The sequence below is a fragment of the Tolypothrix sp. PCC 7712 genome, from assembly GCF_025860405.1.
GTDB lineage: Bacteria > Cyanobacteriota > Cyanobacteriia > Cyanobacteriales > Nostocaceae > Aulosira > Aulosira diplosiphon.
Window position 1 is genome coordinate 3,493,742 of the sequence record NZ_CP063785.1, and the last position, 21,241, is coordinate 3,514,982.

General features: G+C 41.7%; 20 protein-coding genes and 2 pseudogenes. 10 read left to right on the top strand and 12 right to left on the bottom strand.

The genetic code is table 11. The annotated features are described in order from the left end of the window. Positions 1 to 4 precede the first annotated feature (4 nt). Entirely contained in the window at positions 5 to 967 is a 963-nt protein-coding gene (locus HGR01_RS14390; RefSeq protein WP_045870402.1) for an undecaprenyl-diphosphate phosphatase, read from the bottom strand. 229 nt (positions 968 to 1,196) lie between these two features. Between HGR01_RS14390 and HGR01_RS14395 the strand changes: the two genes are divergently transcribed. The 3 genes from HGR01_RS14395 (at position 1,197) to HGR01_RS14405 (ending at position 2,944) form a co-directional block, all read left to right on the top strand. Beyond that, positions 1,197 to 1,361 (top strand): hypothetical protein, encoded by a 165-nt coding sequence (locus tag HGR01_RS14395; RefSeq protein ID WP_168160974.1) that lies wholly within the window; start codon positions 1,197 to 1,199, stop codon positions 1,359 to 1,361. A 73-nt stretch (positions 1,362 to 1,434) separates the two neighbouring features. Further along, on the top strand, positions 1,435 to 2,214 hold the full coding sequence (locus HGR01_RS14400) for a DUF3120 domain-containing protein (RefSeq protein WP_194007830.1): 780 nt from the start codon (positions 1,435 to 1,437) through the stop codon (positions 2,212 to 2,214). Positions 2,215 to 2,374: 160 nt separating this feature from the next. Beyond that, positions 2,375 to 2,944: a Uma2 family endonuclease gene (locus HGR01_RS14405; protein ID WP_096621572.1), complete on the top strand. Its 570-nt coding sequence runs from the start codon at positions 2,375 to 2,377 to the stop codon at positions 2,942 to 2,944. A 94-nt stretch (positions 2,945 to 3,038) separates the two neighbouring features. Here HGR01_RS14405 and HGR01_RS14410 read toward each other — a convergent pair whose 3' ends face one another. Next, positions 3,039 to 5,015 (bottom strand): ATP-binding protein, encoded by a 1,977-nt coding sequence (locus HGR01_RS14410; RefSeq protein WP_052335189.1) that lies wholly within the window; start codon positions 5,013 to 5,015, stop codon positions 3,039 to 3,041. A 72-nt stretch (positions 5,016 to 5,087) separates the two neighbouring features. Then, complete coding sequence (locus HGR01_RS14415) at positions 5,088 to 6,356, bottom strand: ATP-binding protein (RefSeq protein ID WP_045870400.1); 1,269 nt, start codon at positions 6,354 to 6,356, stop codon at positions 5,088 to 5,090. A gap of 367 nt (positions 6,357 to 6,723) precedes the next feature. Here HGR01_RS14415 and HGR01_RS14420 point away from each other — a divergent pair, with 367 nt between their 5' ends. Continuing rightward, on the top strand, positions 6,724 to 6,984 hold the full coding sequence (locus tag HGR01_RS14420; protein WP_045870399.1) for a hypothetical protein: 261 nt from the start codon (positions 6,724 to 6,726) through the stop codon (positions 6,982 to 6,984). A gap of 76 nt (positions 6,985 to 7,060) precedes the next feature. Here the strand turns inward: HGR01_RS14420 and HGR01_RS14425 are convergent. Further along, positions 7,061 to 7,222: pseudogene (locus tag HGR01_RS14425) on the bottom strand (Uma2 family endonuclease); the annotation flags it as partial. 100 nt (positions 7,223 to 7,322) lie between these two features. Between HGR01_RS14425 and HGR01_RS14430 the strand changes: the two are divergent. Together HGR01_RS14430 and HGR01_RS14435 are read left to right on the top strand one after the other, a co-directional pair. Beyond that, positions 7,323 to 8,360, top strand: a complete 1,038-nt coding sequence (locus tag HGR01_RS14430; protein ID WP_045870398.1) for a serine/threonine protein kinase — start codon at positions 7,323 to 7,325, stop codon at positions 8,358 to 8,360. A gap of 157 nt (positions 8,361 to 8,517) precedes the next feature. Next, a complete protein-coding gene (locus HGR01_RS14435) occupies positions 8,518 to 9,858 on the top strand; it encodes a serine/threonine protein kinase (protein WP_096621574.1) in 1,341 nt (446 codons plus the stop codon). Between the two features lie 208 nt (positions 9,859 to 10,066). Here HGR01_RS14435 and HGR01_RS14440 read toward each other — a convergent pair whose 3' ends face one another. Together HGR01_RS14440 and HGR01_RS14445 are read right to left on the bottom strand one after the other, a co-directional pair. After that, complete coding sequence (locus tag HGR01_RS14440) at positions 10,067 to 10,240, bottom strand: DUF6887 family protein (RefSeq protein ID WP_168160973.1); 174 nt, start codon at positions 10,238 to 10,240, stop codon at positions 10,067 to 10,069. Further along, a complete protein-coding gene (locus HGR01_RS14445) occupies positions 10,237 to 10,413 on the bottom strand; it encodes a DUF6888 family protein (RefSeq protein ID WP_168160972.1) in 177 nt (58 codons plus the stop codon). Before HGR01_RS14445 ends, HGR01_RS14440 begins: the two co-directional genes overlap by 4 nt. A 105-nt stretch (positions 10,414 to 10,518) precedes the next feature. On the opposite strand from HGR01_RS14445, the gene HGR01_RS14450 reads away from it, so the two are divergent. Further along, complete coding sequence (locus HGR01_RS14450) at positions 10,519 to 10,845, top strand: hypothetical protein (RefSeq protein WP_264266554.1); 327 nt, start codon at positions 10,519 to 10,521, stop codon at positions 10,843 to 10,845. Positions 10,846 to 10,925: 80 nt separating this feature from the next. On the opposite strand, the gene HGR01_RS14455 is transcribed toward HGR01_RS14450, so the two are convergent. From HGR01_RS14455 to HGR01_RS14465, 3 genes are read right to left on the bottom strand one after another with little or no spacing between them, the layout of a single operon-like run. Continuing rightward, positions 10,926 to 11,855 carry a methylenetetrahydrofolate reductase gene (locus tag HGR01_RS14455; RefSeq protein WP_045870395.1) on the bottom strand — a complete coding sequence of 310 codons (930 nt, stop codon included), beginning with the start codon at positions 11,853 to 11,855 and terminating at the stop codon, positions 10,926 to 10,928. Between the two features lie 59 nt (positions 11,856 to 11,914). Beyond that, complete coding sequence (trpS, locus tag HGR01_RS14460) at positions 11,915 to 12,925, bottom strand: tryptophan--tRNA ligase (RefSeq protein WP_045870394.1); 1,011 nt, start codon at positions 12,923 to 12,925, stop codon at positions 11,915 to 11,917. A 47-nt stretch (positions 12,926 to 12,972) separates the two neighbouring features. Beyond that, positions 12,973 to 13,104 carry an alpha/beta hydrolase gene (locus tag HGR01_RS14465; protein ID WP_155539226.1) on the bottom strand — a complete coding sequence of 44 codons (132 nt, stop codon included), beginning with the start codon at positions 13,102 to 13,104 and terminating at the stop codon, positions 12,973 to 12,975. Positions 13,105 to 13,935: 831 nt separating this feature from the next. On the opposite strand from HGR01_RS14465, the gene HGR01_RS14470 reads away from it, so the two are divergent. Both HGR01_RS14470 and ileS read left to right on the top strand, forming a co-directional pair. After that, the gene (locus HGR01_RS14470; RefSeq protein ID WP_052335188.1) at positions 13,936 to 15,801 is read left to right on the top strand and encodes a S8 family serine peptidase; all 1,866 of its coding nucleotides are present in this window, start codon (positions 13,936 to 13,938) and stop codon (positions 15,799 to 15,801) included. A 203-nt stretch (positions 15,802 to 16,004) separates the two neighbouring features. After that, entirely contained in the window at positions 16,005 to 18,887 is a 2,883-nt protein-coding gene (gene ileS / locus HGR01_RS14490; RefSeq protein ID WP_045870393.1) for an isoleucine--tRNA ligase, read from the top strand. A 292-nt stretch (positions 18,888 to 19,179) separates the two neighbouring features. Here the strand turns inward: ileS and HGR01_RS14495 are convergent, their stop codons facing one another. Together HGR01_RS14495 and HGR01_RS14500 are read right to left on the bottom strand one after the other, a co-directional pair. Next, complete coding sequence (locus tag HGR01_RS14495) at positions 19,180 to 19,632, bottom strand: nuclease (protein WP_194007829.1); 453 nt, start codon at positions 19,630 to 19,632, stop codon at positions 19,180 to 19,182. Next, a complete protein-coding gene (locus HGR01_RS14500; RefSeq protein ID WP_045870392.1) occupies positions 19,629 to 19,913 on the bottom strand; it encodes a hypothetical protein in 285 nt (94 codons plus the stop codon). Before HGR01_RS14500 ends, HGR01_RS14495 begins: the two co-directional genes overlap by 4 nt. Positions 19,914 to 20,016: 103 nt before the next feature. Here HGR01_RS14500 and HGR01_RS41945 point away from each other — a divergent pair. Continuing rightward, a pseudogene (locus HGR01_RS41945) lies at positions 20,017 to 20,112 on the top strand (zinc finger domain-containing protein); the annotation flags it as partial. 122 nt (positions 20,113 to 20,234) lie between these two features. Here the strand turns inward: HGR01_RS41945 and HGR01_RS14510 are convergent. Then, positions 20,235 to 21,119, bottom strand: a complete 885-nt coding sequence (locus HGR01_RS14510) for a ParA family protein (RefSeq protein WP_045870391.1) — start codon at positions 21,117 to 21,119, stop codon at positions 20,235 to 20,237. Between the last annotated feature and the right edge of the window lie 122 nt (positions 21,120 to 21,241).

Here is a 21,241-nt window from a genome sequence, read left to right on the forward strand (position 1 = left end):
ACTATTAACTATTCTTCAACAAACCAGCACTAATTGCCCCTAAAATAGCTACACCAAATGCCAATCGATACCAAATAAATACCCAGGTGCTTTGGGTTTTGAGGAAGCGCAGCAAGCCAGCGATCGCAATATAGGAGAAGATAGCGGCAGAAATCACGCCGACAACTAGGGGAATCATCGCATCGCTACTTAAGCCTGCGCCGACAACATCTTTTAATTCCACTAACCCCGCTAAGGTAATGGCGGGAATCCCTAGCAAAAATGAAAACCTCGCTGCGGTTTCCCGTTCTAATCCCATAAATAACCCCCCTGTGAGGGTAGAACCAGAACGAGATACCCCTGGGATTAATGCTAAACATTGCGCCAAACCCATTAATAAGCCATCATTCATTGTCAGCTTTTCAAAGTTACGTTGACGCTTACCTAGTTGTTCAGCCAATCCTAGTAACAGCGACATAAAGATAGAAGCGATCGCGATCGCACTTAAGCTTCTAATGGGAGAATTATCAAAATCGGGGATAAACTTTTTAATCAACAGCCCAAAAAAGACAATTGGCAAAGTTCCCAAAATTATCCCCAAGGCTAACCGCAAGTCATAGTCATTGTAATCTTTATGGGCGATCGCTCTAGCTGAACCCTTAATAATTCGCGCTAAGTCCGGCCAGAAGTACCACAGCACCGCCGCAATGCTACCTAATTGAATAATTGCTGTAAACGCTACCCCCGGATCACCCCAACCTAGAACCACAGGTACAACTTTTAAGTGGGCTGTACTACTAATGGGTAAGAATTCTGTCAGTCCTTGTACGAAACCTAAAATAATTGCTTGCAAAATATTCATTTGTTGCACCCCCTCACCCCCGGGCTGAGGCTGGGTGCTGAGAACTTGCAGCGGAAATGCAGCTACTGACAAAGCAGCAGATACCGCACTCAACATTAAAAATTGTTGTCGTTTTAATAGAGCCATTAGTCTACCTGCGATCGCTAATCATACAACCTATTACAAAAACAACTACCTGGAGAACTTGCCAGGATAATCACAAAACAAAGCTGTGGATTACCATGAATTTCCCCAAAGACGCGCCATTAATTTAGCACTCTCCCACTCAGAAGGTAGCTGTTAATAGCTAGAGTTTCTCAAAAATAGATGAAGCCTTAACGACAATTTTTTAAAGTTCGTGTGAATAGGTTGGGGATTGGGGACTGGGGACTGGGGACTGGGAGATGAGGGAGATGAGGGAGATGAGGGAGATGAGGTAAAAAGTAATTACTCATTACTCATTACTCATTACTCATTACTCATTACTCATTACCCAATGCCCAATGCCCAATGCCCAATCCCCAAAATTAATGTAAAATAAATATGCCCCTGGGGGGGATTTTTAAGTGTGGTATTTTAAGTAAGATAAAGTTTAGTAACAATTATTAAAAACATTGATTAATAATACATTGTCCTCATACGGTGCTCCTACCGGCTCTATAGATACTGAATTACAATCCATTAATCAAGGACGCAAAGGCATAGGTGAATTAGAGACGACACTCTCAAATTCTCCCAATTTGCCCATATCTCCAGCTTCTACAAAAGTTTGGTTAGTGTTTGCGGCGGCGGTATTTTTGGTATCTGTACCAGTATTTATCGAAGCGCCATTAGTGCGATCGCTCCCTAGTTTAAGTTTAGCGATCGCAGGCTTGTGGGTGTGGCTGAGTTTTAATTTAATGTCACGTCCCGCAACATATCTTTGGGGCGATTTGCTTTTAGGTTTTAGCTGGAGTTGGCTAGCAGGTGCAATTTACTGGGGATGGTTTCGCTGGGAACCGTTATGGCATTTACCAGTAGAATCTATTGGGCTACCCTTTGCTTGTTGGTGTCTGTTCAGAAATTGGGGCAAAGTTGGTAACTGGTTTTACTTAGGTTCCTTATTTGGTACAGTCTTAACGGATGTGTACTTTTATTTAGTAGATTTAATTCCCTATTGGCGACAAATCATGCAAGTTGAACCTGAGGGAGTTTCAGCAATTTTACAAAATGCTGTCATTCAAGTTAGAACACCTTGGGGACAAGCATGGGCGATCGCCTTAGCTTTAGTATTATTAACAACAGGTATTATCCCTCTACTTACTAAGCAAAGACATTGGTACGCCTTCAGTGGCGCAGTTTTAAGCACAATCTTAGTAGACAGCCTATTTTTATTAGCGGCAATTTTAGTATAAAAAAATAAGTAGTAGGGAAAATTAGGAGAAGCCTCTTAATTTAAAAAACAACAAAAATAGCTTTAATTAAACCGTTGGAAGTGGAAATTCAGCAGGTAATGAAGAAATTGGAGACATTGTTAAAATAATCAATAAAAGCTGACTATTTGGAGAAAAAGCAATGAAAGTTGCAGCCGCTAAAAAGATGAGCTTTGAAGAATTCATTAATTATGACGATGGCACTGATTTTTTATATGAATTAGAAAATGGAGAATTAATTCAGATGCCATTAGAAAGCGAGCTAAATCGCCGGATAGTGATGTTTTTAGTTGCTTATTTCTTACAATTGGGAATTCCATTTTATCGCTTGAGTACGAAAACAGAAGTTTCTGTGAATAGTCGGCAGGTGGGGGTAAGAGTGCCTGATTTGACTCTGTTTTCGGAAGAGTTAGCGACAGTAATGCAAGGCGCAAAGCGATCGCTGATTTTGATGGATATGCCGCCGCCGTTATTGGTGGTTGAGGTAGTCAGTCCAAATCAGGAAAGTCGGGATTATCGTTATAAGCGTTCTGAGTATGCGGCACGAGGAATTGCGGAGTATTGGATTGTTGATCCTATCGCCCAAAAGGTGACAGTTTTGGAATGGGTAGAGGGATTTTATGATGAGCGAGTTTATCAGGGAGAAAGTGCGATCGCCTCTTCAATTTTTGCTAATCTTCAGTTAACTGCGGCGGAAGTTTTGCAAGGATGAGATGTGATGAAAACGTTTGATGAACTTGTTTTAAAATATGTTACTTGTCCCCCTTCCCTTGTCTCTCTTCGCTGTGCTGTGTTTCTTTGTTTGCTCAAAGATTCAAATCCAACAATTGCGAGATAGCAGGTAATAACTTATGCCCAGTTTTTACTAATTTGGCAGAATTGGGTAAACTAGCCAGCGTACCAATCAAAATCTTAAACGCAGTTCTGGCTAACCTGTGTATATGTCCTTCCTCCGGATTTTTTCCCGCTTCAGCTAAAGCCATTACCTGCTCTAATGCTTCCGCTTTATCTTCAGGTTGTAATTCTCTATTCGCTTCAATTTCTGATTGCAACTGTTTCAGCAGGTTAGCTAATTTTGCTGCTTCTGGAGAATCTAAATTTTCAAGTTGGTTAATACTACTATTAACAAGGTCATTTGCTTCATTAATAGTAACTTCATTGACCATTGATTCGCTTAATTTTTCAATGTAGCTACCGCTAGTAATCACCACCATTTCATCAGTTTTAACAATTCTTCTTCTCTGTTGAGCAGCAACTAAAACAGCCTGAATTACAGAGTTTTGCGGTTGCAGTACTAACGCTTGTTTAAATTGTTCTTTTGCTGCTTCAAATCTTCCTTGCTCCATTAGTTCTTGTCCGTAACTCAGTAAAGCTTGAATAAATCCTTCCTGAGTTCTAATCGAATCGACTTTATAAGCTCTAGCATAAAGTTCTACAGCTTGGTCAAAATCTCTAATATCTATGCAAATTTCAGCTAATCTAAATAGTGCATCAAAATGGTTAGGATTAGCCTGTAATACTTGCTCGTAGAGATTGGCTGCATTTTGTAAATCGCTATTTTGAGATAACTTTACTGCTTGTTGATAAAGGCGATTAGCTTGCGAATCTAGTTTTTCTAATTCCCAAATTTCTCGCCTTAAAGGATATCTTTTGACTAACCATTTACGGACTAACTCAACTGTTACCTTATAGTTATTCCAACGTAATGGTAAAGAGATTTTTGGTGCTATATTTTGTAAGAAATCCCATTGCAATAATCGTTCTTCTGCTATGTGAAAAGGCTCAGTTAAAACTACACCACATTGCACCAGCAGTTTTAATGGTTCTCCCTTAGCTACAGAGGTTGTTTGTTGTTGAACTTCTGCTACCGCCGAGAAAATTACTCGCTCAGTAATCGGTAAACCATCTCGGAACCAAGCTAAACCAGCCTCACCAATTTCAATTGCTTCCTCAACAATATTTTGTACATCACTGCGAGTAACTTGCCAGCGTTGTTCTTCCCTCGCTTGCGAAAAAAGCGCAAAGCAAATTACTTGGGTAAAATAAGGATGTCCTGCTGACAATTCTAAAATTGCATCTATAGCATCAGGCTCATATTTGAGAATATTCTTAGCAGGTTTGGTAATTAATTGTTCTGCACTTTGTCTATCTAATAGACCAATTTCTCGATTTGGTGCTTGCCTAAATAAACTCAGTAAATTGGGTAAATCATCCAATTGTCTACCGATAACTGGAATGATAAAAAGTTCTTTTTGGGAATAAACAACCGATTGGAGACAAGGAAAAAATTCAGCAACAGAAGAATTTTGACCAGAATCACCTAATACATCAAACTCATCTAGCAAAAGTACCAAGTTTTTACCATTAATGACTTGATAAATTTGAGGTAAAAATTCATTGAAGAATATACCTGCATCTTTTTGCAGTTGTTTTTTTGTTGGTAAAGCAAGTTGGCGGCGATGTGGATGGCGATAATCATCTAAATAATCAATAATCTCTCTTGCTAGCTCATATAAAACCTCACTTAGGCACTTCTGACTTTTACCCTCTAGCGATAAAGGTATAAAGAAAAAGTTTTCTAAATCGATAAAGTGAGGAATTTGGGACAGCACAGATGACTTACCAATCCGGCGCTGACCGTGGAGTAAAATTACCTGTGCGCCTTGATTGAGATTGTCATAAATAAAATTGAATAGGTCTTCACGCCCAAAAAATAACTCTGGTTCATAAATTGGACGACCAATAACATACGGATTATCTTCCCAATTGGTTGAAGACACCATTCTCGCCAACTCCTCCCCAGAGGAAGTAGATCTAGCTTGTACTTTAAGCATACGGCACGTGATAATTACTTCTCAAGTAGGATCGCCCGCTAGTTTGCGAACAATCCAAACTAAAGACTGGACGATATCTCGATGCTGCCATACCCAACGAATCGCTTTTTTAACTGTACCTGCTTGTTCCCGGCTCATCAAATTCAGAAAAACTTTCTCGCGTCCGTCTAGTTGCGCTTCATTAGTGTTGTAGATTTCTTGGATTACCCACCACTCCATCATTGATGAATTAAAACTATAGACAGTTTTCCCTTCATCTAATGTGCGTTGAATTACGCCTCGTTCCTCTAAATCAACTAGTTCCCGGCTGCGTTGGCTAAAAACTAAATCAATATCACCTAAAGCATAGCGAGTGTTTCTGTTTAAGCGACCTTGCAACCGCACTAGGGCAATTAGCATTAAAAGAATCTGCTCTTCTTCAGTGGAAAACCTCCAGGTATCGCGGAAATATTGCTCGGTAGCGCTTTCAAAATCCTGAGCAAAAGACTGAATATCAGGAGTGTTTCCTGCTAGCAGGGTGTCATACAATAAATAACCCGCATTTTGCAGTAGTGCTGGGTGTCCATCGATAATTTCCAAAACTCCGGCGCGCAAACTTCCAGGAATGGGTATGGCCAGCTGATTATTAACTTCCGTAGCAGGTAATGGTCTTAATAACCGGAAGAGATAATGATTATACCACGGCGAACCCCCTGGTTTGATGGTCGGCCCCAATTCATTGAGGCGGCGAAAAGTAGTAACAATAGTTGAAAGGTATTTGCCTTCATTGCTGTGAACTGCCAAATCCCGAAACTCACTTAAGAAAGTGAGCATTTGGGTTTCGGTGTATTGCTCATTGGGTTGCAGCGCAGCATCATAATCATCTAACAGTAGCAACAAGAACTTGTCACGCTGCCCAATTTTACGCAGCATTCGCCGCAAGTCTCCCTTTTCTACCTTTTCTTCCTGTAATAACTGTTTAATATCAGCTTGTAGAGATTCATCATCTTCCGTTGCATCTTGTAGCAAGCTGAGAATTTCTCGCCAAAAACCAGAGGCGGTAAAAGGACTTATACCTGCACAGTTAATAGAAACAATCAACGCTTTCGATATATCTCTTCCCCGCGCTTCCCAAATTTTTGGTGAAGCAATATACCGCAATAACGAAGACTTGCCCATCCCAGGACTACCATAGATAGCCAAGTGCGCGCGGCGAGAAATTTGGTCAAAAGCAGTTCTAACTTCCGCACTGCGTCCGAAAAAGTATTCTGGTGGTACTGGGCCACCAACAAAGAAGGGATTTTGTGACATCAATGTAATTAAGCGAATACGCGTCTAAATTGCATAACTACTAATAAGGGCTGTTAACTGTTGACTGTTGACTGTTGACCGTTGACAGTCAACAGGCCTCACAATGGATTGTGCAACTTAACAGCCGAATAGCTTAGGTGAAGAGTCCAGGGTTGCAGAGACGCGATTAATCGCGTCTCTACTTAAAGGCTAAAATCGAGCTAGCTTTGGGTGGAATTTGACTCCATAGCCTTACAGCTAATTACATTATTAACTTGATGATGCGATCGCATCTTCCTGACGCGACAATTGGCGATCAATTCTGTAAAAGTATTGGCATTGAAAAAATGAGTAAAAATAAAACCATTACTCTATAACGAGGTGGATTATGGGTAAAGAAGAACAATTACTTGACGGCTGGCGAGAACTTACACCCGAAAAGCAGCAAAAGGTTTTAGAGTTTGTGGAAGCACTGAAATCTGAACCAGATGCAACAGCAATTATTACCGAATATATTCCACAAACGCCCTTAGCTAAAAAACTATGGGAAATTCGTAATAGAGCGATCGCCTCTGGAATACAATTACTCAACGAAGCAGAAATTGAACAAGAGCTGACTGAACGTCGGGGTGGATACCGTGAGTCGTAAGAAAACCTACATCGACTCTGGGGTTCTCATCACGGCTTTTCAAGGTATTCAGTACCAAGTAATCGCACTAACCAGATTATACTTCTGGATCAACACCCAAAGCACGCAATTGAGCAGTTAGGCGATCGGCTCTTTCCTCCCCAGTCAACAACAAATTCCCTTGCTCATCCCACCAGCGCAGCCAAGGTAATTCTAGATTCTGATATTCTCCCTGCCATATACCTAACTCTAATCCCACCTCACCACTTTGCGTCTATGCACTCCTTTGAAGAAACTAACTCAAGTTTTCAAGAGTCTGGTGTGTGAAAATTAATCTATGTATTTTGGGAGTTGCAACGATGGCTTGGGTAGCTGGCGAGCAATTGCAAGGTGGTAAATACACTGTTGAAAGGGAATTGGGAAGGGGACGCTTTGGCATCACTTATTTGGTAAAAAATAAAAATGGCGATCGCTTAGTCATTAAAACTTTAAACGATAGCTTGCTCAATTCCCTAAGTCCAGAGGATCGCGCACGACTGGAAACAATGTTTTGGCAGGAAGCTGTAAAACTAAGTCGTTGTCGCCATGAGCATATTGTGCAGGTTGCGGAACCTTTTAAGGAAAAAGAGCATTGGTGTCTGGTAATGGAATATGTAGATGGCGTAAGTTTAGCTGACCGTCGCCAACCTATACTTGCAGAAACAGAGGCACTACGCTACATCCAACAAATTGGCGAAGCTTTGATAGTAGTACATGAAAATCGGTTGATTCACCGAGATGTACACCCAGGAAATATATTTTTGCGGGTGCGAAATGGACAAGCAGAAGCGGTACTTATCGATTTTGGTTTAGCTCTCGATTTTGACCATATCTTAACCACAAACCGAACTAAAGAAACTTCTGAAGGATTTACACCACCTGAACTTTACGCCCAATATACTAAACCAACTGGGGCTTATAGTGATATTTATTCATTGGCAGCAACTCTGTATGTACTGATTACTGGAAAAACACCAGTTAGTGCGTTGAAACGCAAGATAGATAATGCTCGTTTAGTTGCTCCTAAAGACCTTAATCCTGAGATTAGCGATCGCACCAATCGAGCAATTTTAACAGGGATGAAGCTAGATCCCAAACAGCGATCGCAATCAATGCGCGAATGGCTCGATTCTTTGGGGTTGACTGGGGAAACTTCTCAGCCTAAGCCAACTGTACCGCCTAAGACAAAACCATCTTGGGAGCGAAACATCCAGTTGTGGGGAGTTGTGATAGCTGCGATCGCAGCTATTGGTACTTTACTTGCAGGAATGGGGGCTGTGATGGATAAATTAAAACCTTCTCCGCCTTCTAGCCCAGCTTCAGTGTATCCCAGCCCTTCATCTAGCAAAACACCGTAGAATTAGCTAGACTTTCATTGTGTATGGTAAAAAATTCTCCAAAAATGTATTTTTTGTGAAATACTGTTAAGTCATATAAAACACCCATTTACAGCTTTTTTAAACTGTTTTAACTACGAATTACAAATTACGAATTACGAATTATTTAGAGGTATTCATGCCCTGGATAGCAGGACAACAATTGCAAAGTGGCAAATATGTAATTGAGCAAGTTTTGGGACAGGGTGGATTCGGAATTACCTATAAGGCTTTGCATGTTGAACTAAAACAGACAGTTGTAATTAAAACACCTAATGAATACCTCAGCCACGATCCAGAGTATGACAAGTATATAGAGAGATTTATTCAAGAAGGGCGGATACTTGCACGTTTATCTCAAGACCCCCATCCTCATATTGTGGGAGTAATTGATTTGTTTCAGGAAGGTGCTACCCACTGTTTGGTAATGGACTTTGTTGAGGGAGAAAATTTATTTGAGGCGGTGAGGCGTAAGGGGGCTTTACCAGAAGCGGAGATTCTACCCTGCATCCGCCAGATTGGGGAAGCTTTGAGGGTAGTGCATCAAGCAGGTTTAGTACATAGAGATGCCCACCCTGGAAACATCATGGTGCGGAGAAATGGTAAAGCGGTTTTAATTGACTTTGGGATTGCTAAATCAGTAATTCCCTCAACTATCAGTTCAATTAACAAGGATGGTAATCAAGCCTTTGCGCCCTATGAACAGATGAGCAGCGGCAGTCGAGAGCCAACAGTAGATGTTTATTGTTTGGCTGCTACACTTTATTATGCAGTGACAGGTCAACGCCCCACACCTTCTCTAGCTCGCAAGCTTGATGATGTTTCTCTGACCCCACCTCAACAAATTGTTTCAAACATTAGTGACCGATTAAATCAGGTAATTCTCAAAGGCATGGCGCTAGAGGCAAAAGACCGTCCTCAGTCGATGCAGGCATGGTTGGCAATGCTAAAAGCATCAAAAGCTATACCTACACCGCGAGTTGAACCAGTTTATAGAACAGAAGTTCCTCATTTCAAAACTCCGCTAAAGTCAAAGGCTACTCCAGATAAACGAGCTACGAAACTAACTAGAATTATTCCTTGGGGCTGGTTAATAGGTGTATTATTAAGCTACCTACCGATAGGCTACTTGTTAGCAGCGTCTAACGCTCCGTACATAATTTGGGCTGTGGCTGTGGCTGTGGCTGTGGCTGTGGCTTGGGCTGGGGCTGGGACTTGGGATGTGACTGTGGCTATGGCTGTGGCTTTGGCTGGGGCTGTGGCTGTGGCTGTGGCTGTGGGTGTGGCTAGGGCTGGGGCTGGGGCTTGGGCTGTGGCTTTGGCTGTGGCTTTGGCTGTGGTTGTGGTTGTGGCTGTGGCTGTAATAAAATTACTAGAATCTTTTAGCAGATTTCATACTATTCTAATTTTAGCTAGCACTTCTACTCTAGGCTTGGGTTTGGGCTGGTTAGAACATAGGATTTTTAATATAGGTACATAGCTTACTCAAGCTTTAAAAGCTAAATGACAAAAGATTTTGTAGCTGTTGTATCCAGTGGAGAAACGATGTCTAAGGACAAGCCACTGCACGTCTACGCACCTTTCATCGGTTGATTATAGTGTTGAGTATGCGTTAAAAGTCATGATAGTTTTAAAACGTCCCTATTAATCATCTAGGAAAATTGGTGATATTCCTAGATGATTTTTGGTTACGAGGCTAGTCTTTTTCTAAGCTCTGCCTCTATTTGTTCACCACCGCTTACTACTACTCCCGGCTTCGCTCTCATCAATGTTAGAAAGTGTTGGAAAGCTTCTTCATCTTGTGGATGGGTTTTGATATATTCTTTTAGTTCTTTATAGGACAAATTTAGATAATCACTCATCTTATTAATACTTCTCCACTACTCAGAATCTCTACTTCAATTGTTTCGCCTACTAAAACAGCTATTCTATTGTTTCTTCTATCGTACCGAACTAACTCTATGTTCTGTAACAGATTGCTAGTGCGAATGCAGAAATCAAAGAATGCTTTGAGTTGTTCTATGGTCGGTTCCATTAGTTAGTGTTTACTTTTTCCTTTTTTACTAATATTAAAAATTTTTTACTTTTTGGCTAACTTCCTTGTATACCCCCGTTTTTCAAGACTGGTTTTTGAACGTTTTTGGCAATTGTAGTGTCCGAAGCAGCAATTGTAGTGTCCGAAGCAGCAATTGTAGTGTCCGAAGCAGCAATTGTAGTGTCCGAAGCAGCAATTGTAGTATCCGAAGCAGCAATTGTAGTATCCGAAGCAGCAATTGTAGTGTCCGAAATAGCAATTGTAGTATCCGAAGCAGCAATTGTAGTGTCCGAAATGGCAATTGTAGTGTGCGAAACAGCAAATGTAGTGTCCGAAATGGCAATTGTAGTGTCGGAAATAGCAATTGCGAAGCTGAAAACCCTATTTTGTGGTCAGAATACTACCTTTGCAGGGGTAAGGGTTGTTCTTTAGTTTAGCAATTCAATAAGAAGAGAGGCGATCGCACTTTCTCTGCTTTGTCATCAGGTAAAAAATGCGATCGCCTTTGCTGTTTACTTAGTTAATACCAAATTCATTGGCTTAACTCCTGCTAAATCTAAAATCTGCGGAATTAAGTCTTCTCGCTTCACAGCCATCATGTGGACACCTTGGCATAATTGCTGTGCTATCTGCACTTGCTCGGCGGCAATTTTTACACCTTCCTCTAGTGGGTGTTTAGCTTTAGCTAACCGATCAATTATGTGCTGCGGTATATTTACACCAGGAACGCACCTATTAATAAATTGGGCATTTTTTGCAGATTTCAACAGAAAAATACCTGCCAAAATTGGTTTATTACAACCTGCAGCAATTTTGTCCATAAATTTCTCTAGCCGCTCAAAGTCGGTAATTAATTGACTTTGGAAAAATTGCGCTCCTGCTTGTAATTTTCGTTCAAAGCGACTTTGCAAGCCTGACCAACTCGCACATTGTGGATCGACTGCTGCACCAACAAATAAATCGAGTGCGCCATCACTCAAGGGTTGCTCGTTACTGTCCACACCTTGATTGAGGTTGCGAATTAATTGCAGCAGGCGGACAGCTTCTAAATCAAATACACCCTTAGCATCGGGGTGATCGCCTGCTTTGACTGGGTCACCCGTGAGAGCTAAGATGTTACGGATACCCAAGGCATGAGTGCCCATCAGATCAGCTTGTAAACCAATCCGGTTGCGATCGCGGCAAGCAATCTGACAAATTGGTTCAATGCCATGTTGTAACAAAATTGCTGATGCCACTAACGAAGACATCCGTAATACTGCGCGGCTACCATCGGTAACATTGACGGCATGAACCCTCCCCTTAAGGGTCGCCGCCATATCAAGCATATGTTTTGGATCTCCACCTTTAGGAGGTGCTACTTCAGCAGTTATTAAAAATTCGCCTGCTTGCGCGGCGCTGCGGAAGGCATTCAAGACTGTCGGAATCTGGGTATCAGGCATAACATTCAGATTTCAATTTTCTTACAGGGTAAAGCAAATTACACCTAAAAGTGAAATCTTTAGAGAGGAACAGAATAGCCTAAAGCTGCTTTGACTTCTGCTAAGGTTTGGTTGGCAACTGCTTGGGCTTTTTGGCGGCCATCTCGCAACACAGACTCTAAATAGCCTTTGTCTGCCATTACTGCTTGATATTTCTCTTGAATCGGTTTGAGAGCTGCGATCGCTGTTTCCGTTAATAAGGGCTTAAATTGTCCCCAACCCATATTTTCGCATTCTGCTGCTACCTCTGCTTTATTTTTACCAGCCAACAGCATATATAGAGTTAACAAGTTATTACACTCTGGACGCTCTGGATCGTCAAAAGTTAAGCCCCGAACTGGATCGGTTTTACAACGCTTAATTTTATTGGCGATTTGCTCTGGTGTATCTAACAAGTTAATTCGGCTTAATTCCGATGGGTCGGACTTGGACATTTTACGGGTACCGTCGGTCAAACTCATCACCCTTGCACCTTCTTTGCGAATCAAAGGTGCTGGTAGCTTTAACACGGGCTGATCCGGTGTGGCAAATAAGTGATTAAAGCGATTCACAATATCCCGCGTCAATTCTAAATGTTGCTTTTGGTCTTCACCCACAGGTACAAAATCTGCTTGGTACAGTAAAATATCAGCAGACATCAGCACTGGGTAATCCAACAAGCCGACACCAACGTTTTCTCCTTGTTTTACAGCCTTTTCCTTAAACTGGATCATATCTTGCAGCCAGTTGAGGGGTGTAATGCAGTTGAGCAACCAGGTAAGTTCGCTGTGTGCCGAGACGTGAGACTGTACAAAGATAGTGGAATGATTTAAATCTAGACCACAAGCTAAATAGAGAGCCACGAGAGTATAGGTATTAGATGCCAACTCCTTGGGTTCGTGTGGCACAGTGATTGCGTGCAAATCAGCGACGAAAAGGTAATTGTCGTAATCACTCTGGGCTTCTACCCAATTACGAATTGCTCCCAAATAGTTGCCTAAATGCAAATTTCCGGTTGGTTGAACTCCCGACAGAACGCGCTGCTTGCCCATAAGTTTCCAGTTTAGTTATCTCAAATCCGCCCTATGTCCAGCGACGGTTACAAAACACATTCAATTTTGACATTTTCTAGATGCAATGGGCATGGGGCATTGGGTAATGGGTAATGGGTAATGGGTAATGAGTAATGGGGAATGAGTAATGGGTAATGGGTAATTACTTTTTCCCTCATATTCCCCTGCTCCCTGCTCCCTGCCCCCTGCCTCTTTAACTACACAGCAAATATCTAGCGACTTAATCAATAAAATTATTAATGCTTAGTTCAGCGAAGGTTAAAATTCTGCTTAAAGGTTCTAATTTTAGAGAATCTAATTTATTTGACTAGAAATTATAAGGCAAGAGTTGTCTTTTTGGTTCTTTCTTTCTGCCAACTAAATATATTGACTTTATTAGCATTTTGCTCTCAGCTATTGAAAGGCGATCGCTTACCAGCAAGCATGAATATTCCTGCTTTATATCTTCATGTATATTTAGACTTCTATCAATGAAGAGAAAATTTGACAGCCAATTATAAAAATTGGTCTTTTTTAGGCGATCGCTACAGGGTAAATACATCTATTTTTTAGCTAGCTTACCTATGAAATATTTTTTTCTGAAAAATTTTATACTGATGTTTATTTTGATTACTTATTTGATATAAGCTATAGCTTGTAACCTATTGTGTCTATCATTAAACTATCTTACAGATGTATATCCTTGGAATTGACGTGTTTTACAATACATGGTATTGTCTCGACATAATTTCATAGAAACTTCATAATACTCTCAGAAAATCCAGCTAATATAATTTGGCCGGGATCAGAGTATACAGGGTGAAATTACCAACTTATTGATTATTAACGGGGTGACTTGGAAATAATTTCTAAGTTAATGAGGAATTTCCTCACAATATTTTTACTGGCATCTATATTCTGTAAATCGTTCTCGATAATTTTCTTTTTTAAGAAAAAATATTTGTTGTTCTCTAGTCATTAATGACTCTCTTGGAGGTGCTTTTCAGTAAATGGAAAATATAGATAATAATGCTTCGTCAACTACGAAAGATGATGTCGTCAGCAACCAGATAGAGACTGAAGCAAAGGAAGAGGGAATTAACCCAGATGCGATAAGGCCAAATGATCCTTCTTATAACCGTCAGTGGGGTTTAGAGAAGATAAATGCATCCGCAGCTTGGAATTATACTCAAGGTAGTAAAAGTGTAGTTGTAGCTGTTGTTGATACTGGTGTTGATTACAACCACCCTGACTTAGCTGCGAATATTTGGACAAATACCAAAGAAATCTCTGGTAATGGCATTGATGATGATGGCAACGGCTATATTGATGACATTCATGGTTGGGACTTTGGCGATAACGACAGCGATCCAAACGAAAATTCCACCACCAAAAGTAGTCGCGGTCATGGCACTCACGTAGCAGGTATTCTAGGTGCTGTAGGAAACAACAACCTAGGCACTATTGGAGTCAGCCCCAATGTTTCCATTATGGTCACAAAGCATTTCCGCACCAGTGATTCAGTGGGGTATTTGTGGGATGTTCCCGCCGGCATTGAATATGCTGTAAAGAATGGCGCTAAAATTATTAACCTCAGTTTAGGCTCCACTTCTTTTGACCAAGCACAATATAACGCTCTGAAGTTTGCAAATGATAACGGTGTTTTAGTTATAGCTTCAGCTGGTAATAATGGTCTCAATAATGATGTGAATCCGTACTATCCAGCCAACTACGATTTGCCTAATATCATTACTGTTGCAGCTATTGATGAAACTGAAAATCTGGCTGTTTTCTCCAGCACTAGTTCCTCCAGTTATGGTGCTACAACCGTAGATATAGCTGCACCTGGGAAAAATATTTATAGTACCTTCGCTGATAGTAGATATGCTACATGGGGTGGCACCTCAATGGCTGTCCCCTATGTGACTGGTGCTGCGGCTTTACTTTTGGCGGCTAACCCCAAGCTCACAGTATCAGAACTCAAACGTGACATACTTGCCAGCGTTAAGCAAGTCTCGACTTTGCAAGGCAAGGTGGCTACTGGTGGATACTTAGATTTGTCTAAATTAACGCAATTTTTGTCAACAACAGCTCCTCAAGCAGCTAGTGTAACCAATAGCGAAATTGATACACCTGCTGCAGAGCCAGTTGCGACTCCAGCCGAAAATTCTGATGATGCTAGCGGTAGTAGTGATAGTGACAATATCTCTAACAATGCTGAGAATCAGACTATCTATGGCACTGTCGATAATGATAGCCTCACTGGTGGTTTAGGCAACGATACTATTTCTGGTAATGATGGTAATGACTCCATTGATGGCGGCGATGGTAACGACGTTCTGAATGGCGAAAATGGTAATGACACCATCACAGGTGGTGCTGGTGATGATACAGCCAATGGCGGCGCTGGTGGTGACAGACTCTATGGTGCGGATGGTAATGACAACCTCAATGGTGATGCTGGCAATGACAAACTTTATGGTGATGCTGGCGATGACATCCTCAATGGTGGTTCCAATAACGATACCCTCTATGGTGGTGCTGGCAATGACACTCTCATCGGCGGTAATGGCAAAGATGTCTTAATAGGCGGTGATGATAGAGATGTCTTAATAGGTGGACTGGGTAATGACACCCTTACAGGTGGTTTGGGAGCAGATATCTTTGTCTTTGATTCTCTGGCAGATAAGAAAGATGCGATCGCAGACTTTTCTAGTTCAGAAGGAGATAAAATTCAAATTGGTGCTAGCTTTGGCACTGACCTAAGCCTGTTCAGCTATAACAATATTACAGGTGCTTTGAGCTTTAATAATGTTCAATTTGCTACTCTAAATACTGATTCTATGTTTAATATTGAGCAGGATATTACTTTCTAAGCCAGCGTTTCCTTAAGAAACTGGTTTCTATCGTGTTTCTTAAGGAAACAGTACAAGAGAATTTCTTCCCCATTACCAATTACCAAGCAACTACCTGATTTCAGACATCCACATGTCAATAGTAGGGAAATTGCTAATTTTGGTCTTCATGCCATCTTCTATAATTTATAAAACCTGCACAAATAAATCTTAGGCATGAGACTGTGACAGAAACTGGAAGCTACAAAGATACTGTAAACCTACCCAAGACTAGTTTTGATATGCGAGCGAACGCGCTCAAGCGTGAGCCGGAAATTCAAAAATTTTGGGAAGAAAATAACATTTACGATCGCCTGTCGCAAAACAACCCTGGCGAATTATTTATACTACATGATGGGCCTCCCTACGCAAATGGCTCGCTTCATATTGGTCATGCCTTAAATAAAATTCTCAAAGATATTATTAATCGCTACCAACTGCTACGGGGGCGTAAGGTTCGTTATGTGCCGGGTTGGGACTGCCACGGCTTGCCCATTGAACTGAAAGTTTTGCAGAATATGAAGTCAGCAGAACGGCAAAACCTCACGCCTTTACAACTGCGGCAGAAAGCAAAACAATTTGCTTTAGAAACAGTCAATGACCAACGCCAAAGTTTTAAACGCTATGGTGTTTGGGGCGATTGGGAAGATCCTTATTTGACTTTAAAGCCAGAGTATGAAGCTGCTCAAATTGGTGTATTCGGGCAGATGTTCTTAAAAGGATATATCTATCGCGGTTTAAAGCCTGTTCACTGGAGTCCCAGTTCTAAGACTGCTTTGGCTGAAGCTGAGTTGGAATACCCAGAAGGTCACACTTCCCGGAGTATCTATGCAGCTTTTCCTGTTACAAGTCTTTCGGAAGCTGCAAAATCGCTATTAGGTGAATATCTGCCAGATTTGGGTGTCGCTGTTTGGACAACCACACCTTGGACAATTCCAGGTAACTTGGCTGTGGCTGTGAATGCAGACCTCAACTATGCTGTGGTGGAAGTTTCCCGCAAAGATGCAGAAACCCAAACTGGATTTAAGTATCTGATAGTTGCGGCTGATTTGGCGGAACGTTTAGCTGCCACTTTGGGACTTGAGTTAACCGTAAAAGCCACATTCAAAGGGAAAGATTTAGAACATATCACTTACCGTCATCCCTTATTTGACCGTGAAAGTCCAGTTGTAGTTGGTGGCGATTATATTACCACTGAGTCTGGTACAGGTTTAGTTCACACTGCCCCTGGTCATGGTCAAGAAGACTACATAGTTGGTCAACGCTATGGTTTACCTATCCTCGCGCCAGTGGATGATAACGGTAACTTTAGCCCAGAAGCCGGACAATTTGCTGGGTTGAATGTATTGGGTGATGGCAATCAGGCGGTAATTGATGCATTAACGGCGGCGGGTTCCTTATTGAAGGAAGAAGCTTACGCACACAAATATCCCTACGACTGGCGGACAAAGAAACCGACAATTTTCCGCGCTACCGAACAATGGTTTGCTTCCGTAGAAGGATTTAGAGAAGCAGCATTAAAAGCGATCGCTTCGGTACAATGGATTCCAGCCCAAGGGGAAAATCGCATTACGCCAATGGTAGCGGAACGTTCTGATTGGTGTATCTCCCGTCAGCGTTCTTGGGGTGTGCCCATTCCCGTATTCTACGATGAAGAAACTGGCGAACCCCTGCTAAATGAAGAAACCATCAACCACATCCAAGCCATCATCGCCGAAAAAGGTTCCGATGCTTGGTGGGAACTTCCCATAGAGGAATTATTACCCGAACCATACCGGAGTAATGGCCGTTCCTACCGCAGAGGTACAGACACAATGGATGTCTGGTTTGATTCTGGTTCATCTTGGGCTGCTGTTGCAAAACAGCGTCCAGAGTTGCGTTACCCCGCAGATATGTATTTGGAAGGTTCCGACCAACATCGCGGCTGGTTCCAGTCAAGTTTGCTCACCAGTGTAGCGGTGAATGGCATTGCACCTTACAAAACTGTGCTAACTCACGGCTTTGTACTAGATGAACAAGGTCGGAAGATGAGTAAATCTGTGGGGAATGTAGTTGATCCGCAGGTGATGATTGCAGGTGGTAAAGACCAGAAAAAAGAACCCCCTTACGGTGCTGACGTGTTGCGGTTGTGGGTGTCGTCGGTAGATTACACCTCCGATGTGCGTCTGGGTGGCAACATCATCAAGCAGCTCAACGATGTCCGAGGTAAAATTCGCAATACAGCGCGATTCTTACTGGGTAGCTTGCATGATTTCGACCCCGAAAAAGATGCAATTCCTTTAGCGGAGTTACCCGAACTCGACCGCTATATGCTGCATCGCATCACCGAAGTATTTCAGGAAGTCACAGAAGCCTTCGACAGTTTCCAATTCTTCCGCTTCTTCCAAACAGTGCAGAATTTCTGCGTTGTGGATTTATCCAACTTTTATTTGGATGTAGCCAAAGATAGACTGTACATCAGCGCCCCTAACGCTTTCCGCCGTCGCAGTTGTCAAACAGTACTAAAGATAGCTTTAGAGAATTTAGCACGTGCGATCGCCCCCGTGTTATGTCACACTGCGGAAGATATTTGGCAACATCTCCCCTACAAAACACCTTACAAATCAGTATTTGAAGCTGGTTGGGTGCAAGTAGAAGAAGCATGGCTAAATCCCCAATTAGGCGATTTGTGGCAAACATTACGACAACTCCGCACCGATGTTAACAAGGTGTTAGAACTAGCGAGAATAGAAAAACTCATCGGTTCTTCCCTAGAAGCGAAAGCTTTAATTCACATCCCTGACAAACAGTTAGGCGATGCAATCAAAGCTTTCAACCCTGCTAGCGGTAACGGTATCGACGAACTGCGGTACTTGTTGCTGACTTCGCAAGTGGAATTATTAGATTCCGCCGAGAAACTGCAAGGATTGAAATATACCGCGCAAACTGAAGACTGGACAATTGCAGTAGTAAATGCAGACGGCGAAAAATGCGATCGCTGCTGGAACTACTCAATCCACGTGGGAGAATCAAAAGAACATCCCCTACTCTGCGAACGTTGCGTTTCCGCTTTAGCCGGAGAGTTTTAGGGATTGGGGATAGGGTAATGGGTAATTGGTAATAGGTAATGGGAATTAATCTCCTATCCCCTCATCTCCCTCATCCCCATCCCCCAATCCCCTAAAATGAATAATGTAGGGGTTTCCACGGCGCGAGGAATTTGATGACTAATCTCTTACAAGAAGCATTTGCTGTGGTCTCACAGCTACCTGAAGCTGAACAGAATGCGATCAGCTCAACTCATTTTGCAGCAACTAGCCCAGCGCGATCAATCACTGCATAAAATACCTATAGATTTTATGCAATTCGCTGGTATTTCCATTAAATTGTTTGAATGTTGCGCCACAAGTCAGCCGCCACAAACCTCGATAAGTGACCAACATTAGTAGTGGCAATAACTATATTTGGAATGGCAAGGGTGACAGCTTGAGCTACTAAAATTATGTCACCGTCAATAGTTTTATCACCAGCTGTTGGTTGCCCTTGTTGACGAGCCTGCGCCCAAAAGATTGCAGCTTGCCTCATGGCGACTGTTGTGATGGGTAAATATTCTAATAACTGAGCTAATTCATCTAAACGAGTAATACCTTTAACTTTATTTGCTCTTAATAACTCTCGCCGCACTTCATAATCAGCAATTTCAGGAATGATCACTCGATTACTAGAAGAAACGAGTATTTGCAACCATTGGGCACAAGCAAGGCTTTCATGTGAGCGATTTGGGTTTGTAACTAAACCTATAGGGCCAGCATCCAACAGGATAACGCGACTCACCAAGTTACACCTTTTAACTCAACGGGGAATAATTTACGCTCAGATAATCTATCTTCATCTAAGGCCTGAATTAAATATTCTCCGGTTTCTTGCTGCTCATCGGTATCATCTTCATCCATCCAAGATTGAAGCAGATTTACCAACTTAGACTGGTTTTCTTTTGGCAGAATATGTTCTTTTAAAATCTGCAATGTATATGTCTCAATAGAAAGCCCTTGCTGTTGAGCTTGCAGTGTAATATACTGCTCTAATTCTGGTGGTAAGTTTAAATTTAATGTCATAAGTCTGTTGTAGGTGACACTTTATATATTAAACCTACCAAACCAGAAAAATGCAGATAACCTACGCAATACACAACCTCAGTTTAGCCGCATGAGGGCAGGCGATCGCTGCTGGAACTACTCAATCCACGTAGGAGAATCAACAGCACATCCCCTACTCTGCGAACGTTGCGTTTCAGCACTAGCAGGTACATTTTAAGTATTGGGGATGGGGTAATTGGTAATTGGTCACATTGGTAATGGGGATTTATCTTCTTTCCTCCTCATCTACCTCATCCCCCTCATCCCCCTCATCCCCCTCATCTCCCAATCCCCAATCCCCTATAACTTCTGCAACAACTCCTGAGTTAACTGTAAAAATGCCTTAGAACCAGGAGATTGCGGACTCATTAAAACAGCCGGCATAAAGCTATCAACAGCCTTAGCCACATTCACATCTACTGGAATTTGATTTTTACAAATTTTTTCTACACCAAAATCTTCAACAACGCGATGCATTACTTGTTTGTAGTATCTGCTAGTTAGAAGATTTGAACTCGACATACTAAATACTATACCCAGCATTTTTATATCGATTTTCGCTTCATGTTCATGACTATCTTTTAATTGTCCAATCCGTCTTTCTAACAATTGAATACCTACTACAGATAATGGTTCTGGTTTAGCAGGTAAAATATAGAAATCACTACAAGCCAAAGCACTACGAGTTAAAAGATTATAGCCAGGGGCGCAGTCCAAGATAATAAAATCATACTCTTGGCGAACTGCCTTTAAGATGTTATTAATTAACACCCTTTCAAACCGATTCCAAACCATTTCAAAATCTTGCTCACCCAACGCCACCGATTGTTGATGCAGCATTTCGGAAACGACAAATTCATCGTATAAATCGATATCTCCTGGTAATAAATCTAATCCAGGTAACTTACAAACATTGGCATGAACGATATCTTGAATCGTTAATTTAGCATCCGGTTCTGGTGCTATAACTTGGTCTATTAGATATCGAAAAGTCTTTCTATTTTTCCGCCGCTTGGCAAATTCCAAAGGCGACATCAAACTGAGTGTGGCGCTAATTTGGCTATCTAAATCTAGAACCAACACCCGCTTACCATGATACTTAGCCAAACAAGTAGCTAAATTGACTGTAATGGTGGTTTTACCGACACCACCTTTCATATTTGCAGTTGCAATTACATATCCCATCGGTTAAGTCCTTTGGTGACGCATCCCCATTTAGGTAGCGCACACCCCTCCTAATATATGGAAATTGTCGTTAAATTTAATATTTCTGGAATACACAAAGTACTCCAGTGATATTGCCGTGA

Coding starts and splice junctions, on each gene's coding strand:
- HGR01_RS14470 (WP_052335188.1), top strand. CDS start 13,936: ATGGAAAATATAGATAATAATGCTTCGTCAACTACGAAAGATGATGTC.
- HGR01_RS14445 (WP_168160972.1), bottom strand. CDS start 10,413: ATGGAACCGACCATAGAACAACTCAAAGCATTCTTTGATTTCTGCATT.
- HGR01_RS14435 (WP_096621574.1), top strand. CDS start 8,518: ATGCCCTGGATAGCAGGACAACAATTGCAAAGTGGCAAATATGTAATT.
- HGR01_RS14465 (WP_155539226.1), bottom strand. CDS start 13,104: ATGAGGGAAAAAGTAATTACCCATTACCCATTACTCATTCCCCATTAC.
- HGR01_RS14390 (WP_045870402.1), bottom strand. CDS start 967: ATGGCTCTATTAAAACGACAACAATTTTTAATGTTGAGTGCGGTATCT.
- HGR01_RS14420 (WP_045870399.1), top strand. CDS start 6,724: ATGGGTAAAGAAGAACAATTACTTGACGGCTGGCGAGAACTTACACCC.
- HGR01_RS14430 (WP_045870398.1), top strand. CDS start 7,323: ATGGCTTGGGTAGCTGGCGAGCAATTGCAAGGTGGTAAATACACTGTT.
- HGR01_RS14410 (WP_052335189.1), bottom strand. CDS start 5,015: ATGGTGTCTTCAACCAATTGGGAAGATAATCCGTATGTTATTGGTCGT.
- trpS (WP_045870394.1), bottom strand. CDS start 12,925: ATGGGCAAGCAGCGCGTTCTGTCGGGAGTTCAACCAACCGGAAATTTG.
- HGR01_RS14455 (WP_045870395.1), bottom strand. CDS start 11,855: ATGCCTGATACCCAGATTCCGACAGTCTTGAATGCCTTCCGCAGCGCC.
- HGR01_RS14415 (WP_045870400.1), bottom strand. CDS start 6,356: ATGTCACAAAATCCCTTCTTTGTTGGTGGCCCAGTACCACCAGAATAC.
- HGR01_RS14405 (WP_096621572.1), top strand. CDS start 2,375: ATGAAAGTTGCAGCCGCTAAAAAGATGAGCTTTGAAGAATTCATTAAT.
- HGR01_RS14500 (WP_045870392.1), bottom strand. CDS start 19,913: ATGACATTAAATTTAAACTTACCACCAGAATTAGAGCAGTATATTACA.
- HGR01_RS14510 (WP_045870391.1), bottom strand. CDS start 21,119: ATGGGATATGTAATTGCAACTGCAAATATGAAAGGTGGTGTCGGTAAA.
- HGR01_RS14440 (WP_168160973.1), bottom strand. CDS start 10,240: ATGAGTGATTATCTAAATTTGTCCTATAAAGAACTAAAAGAATATATC.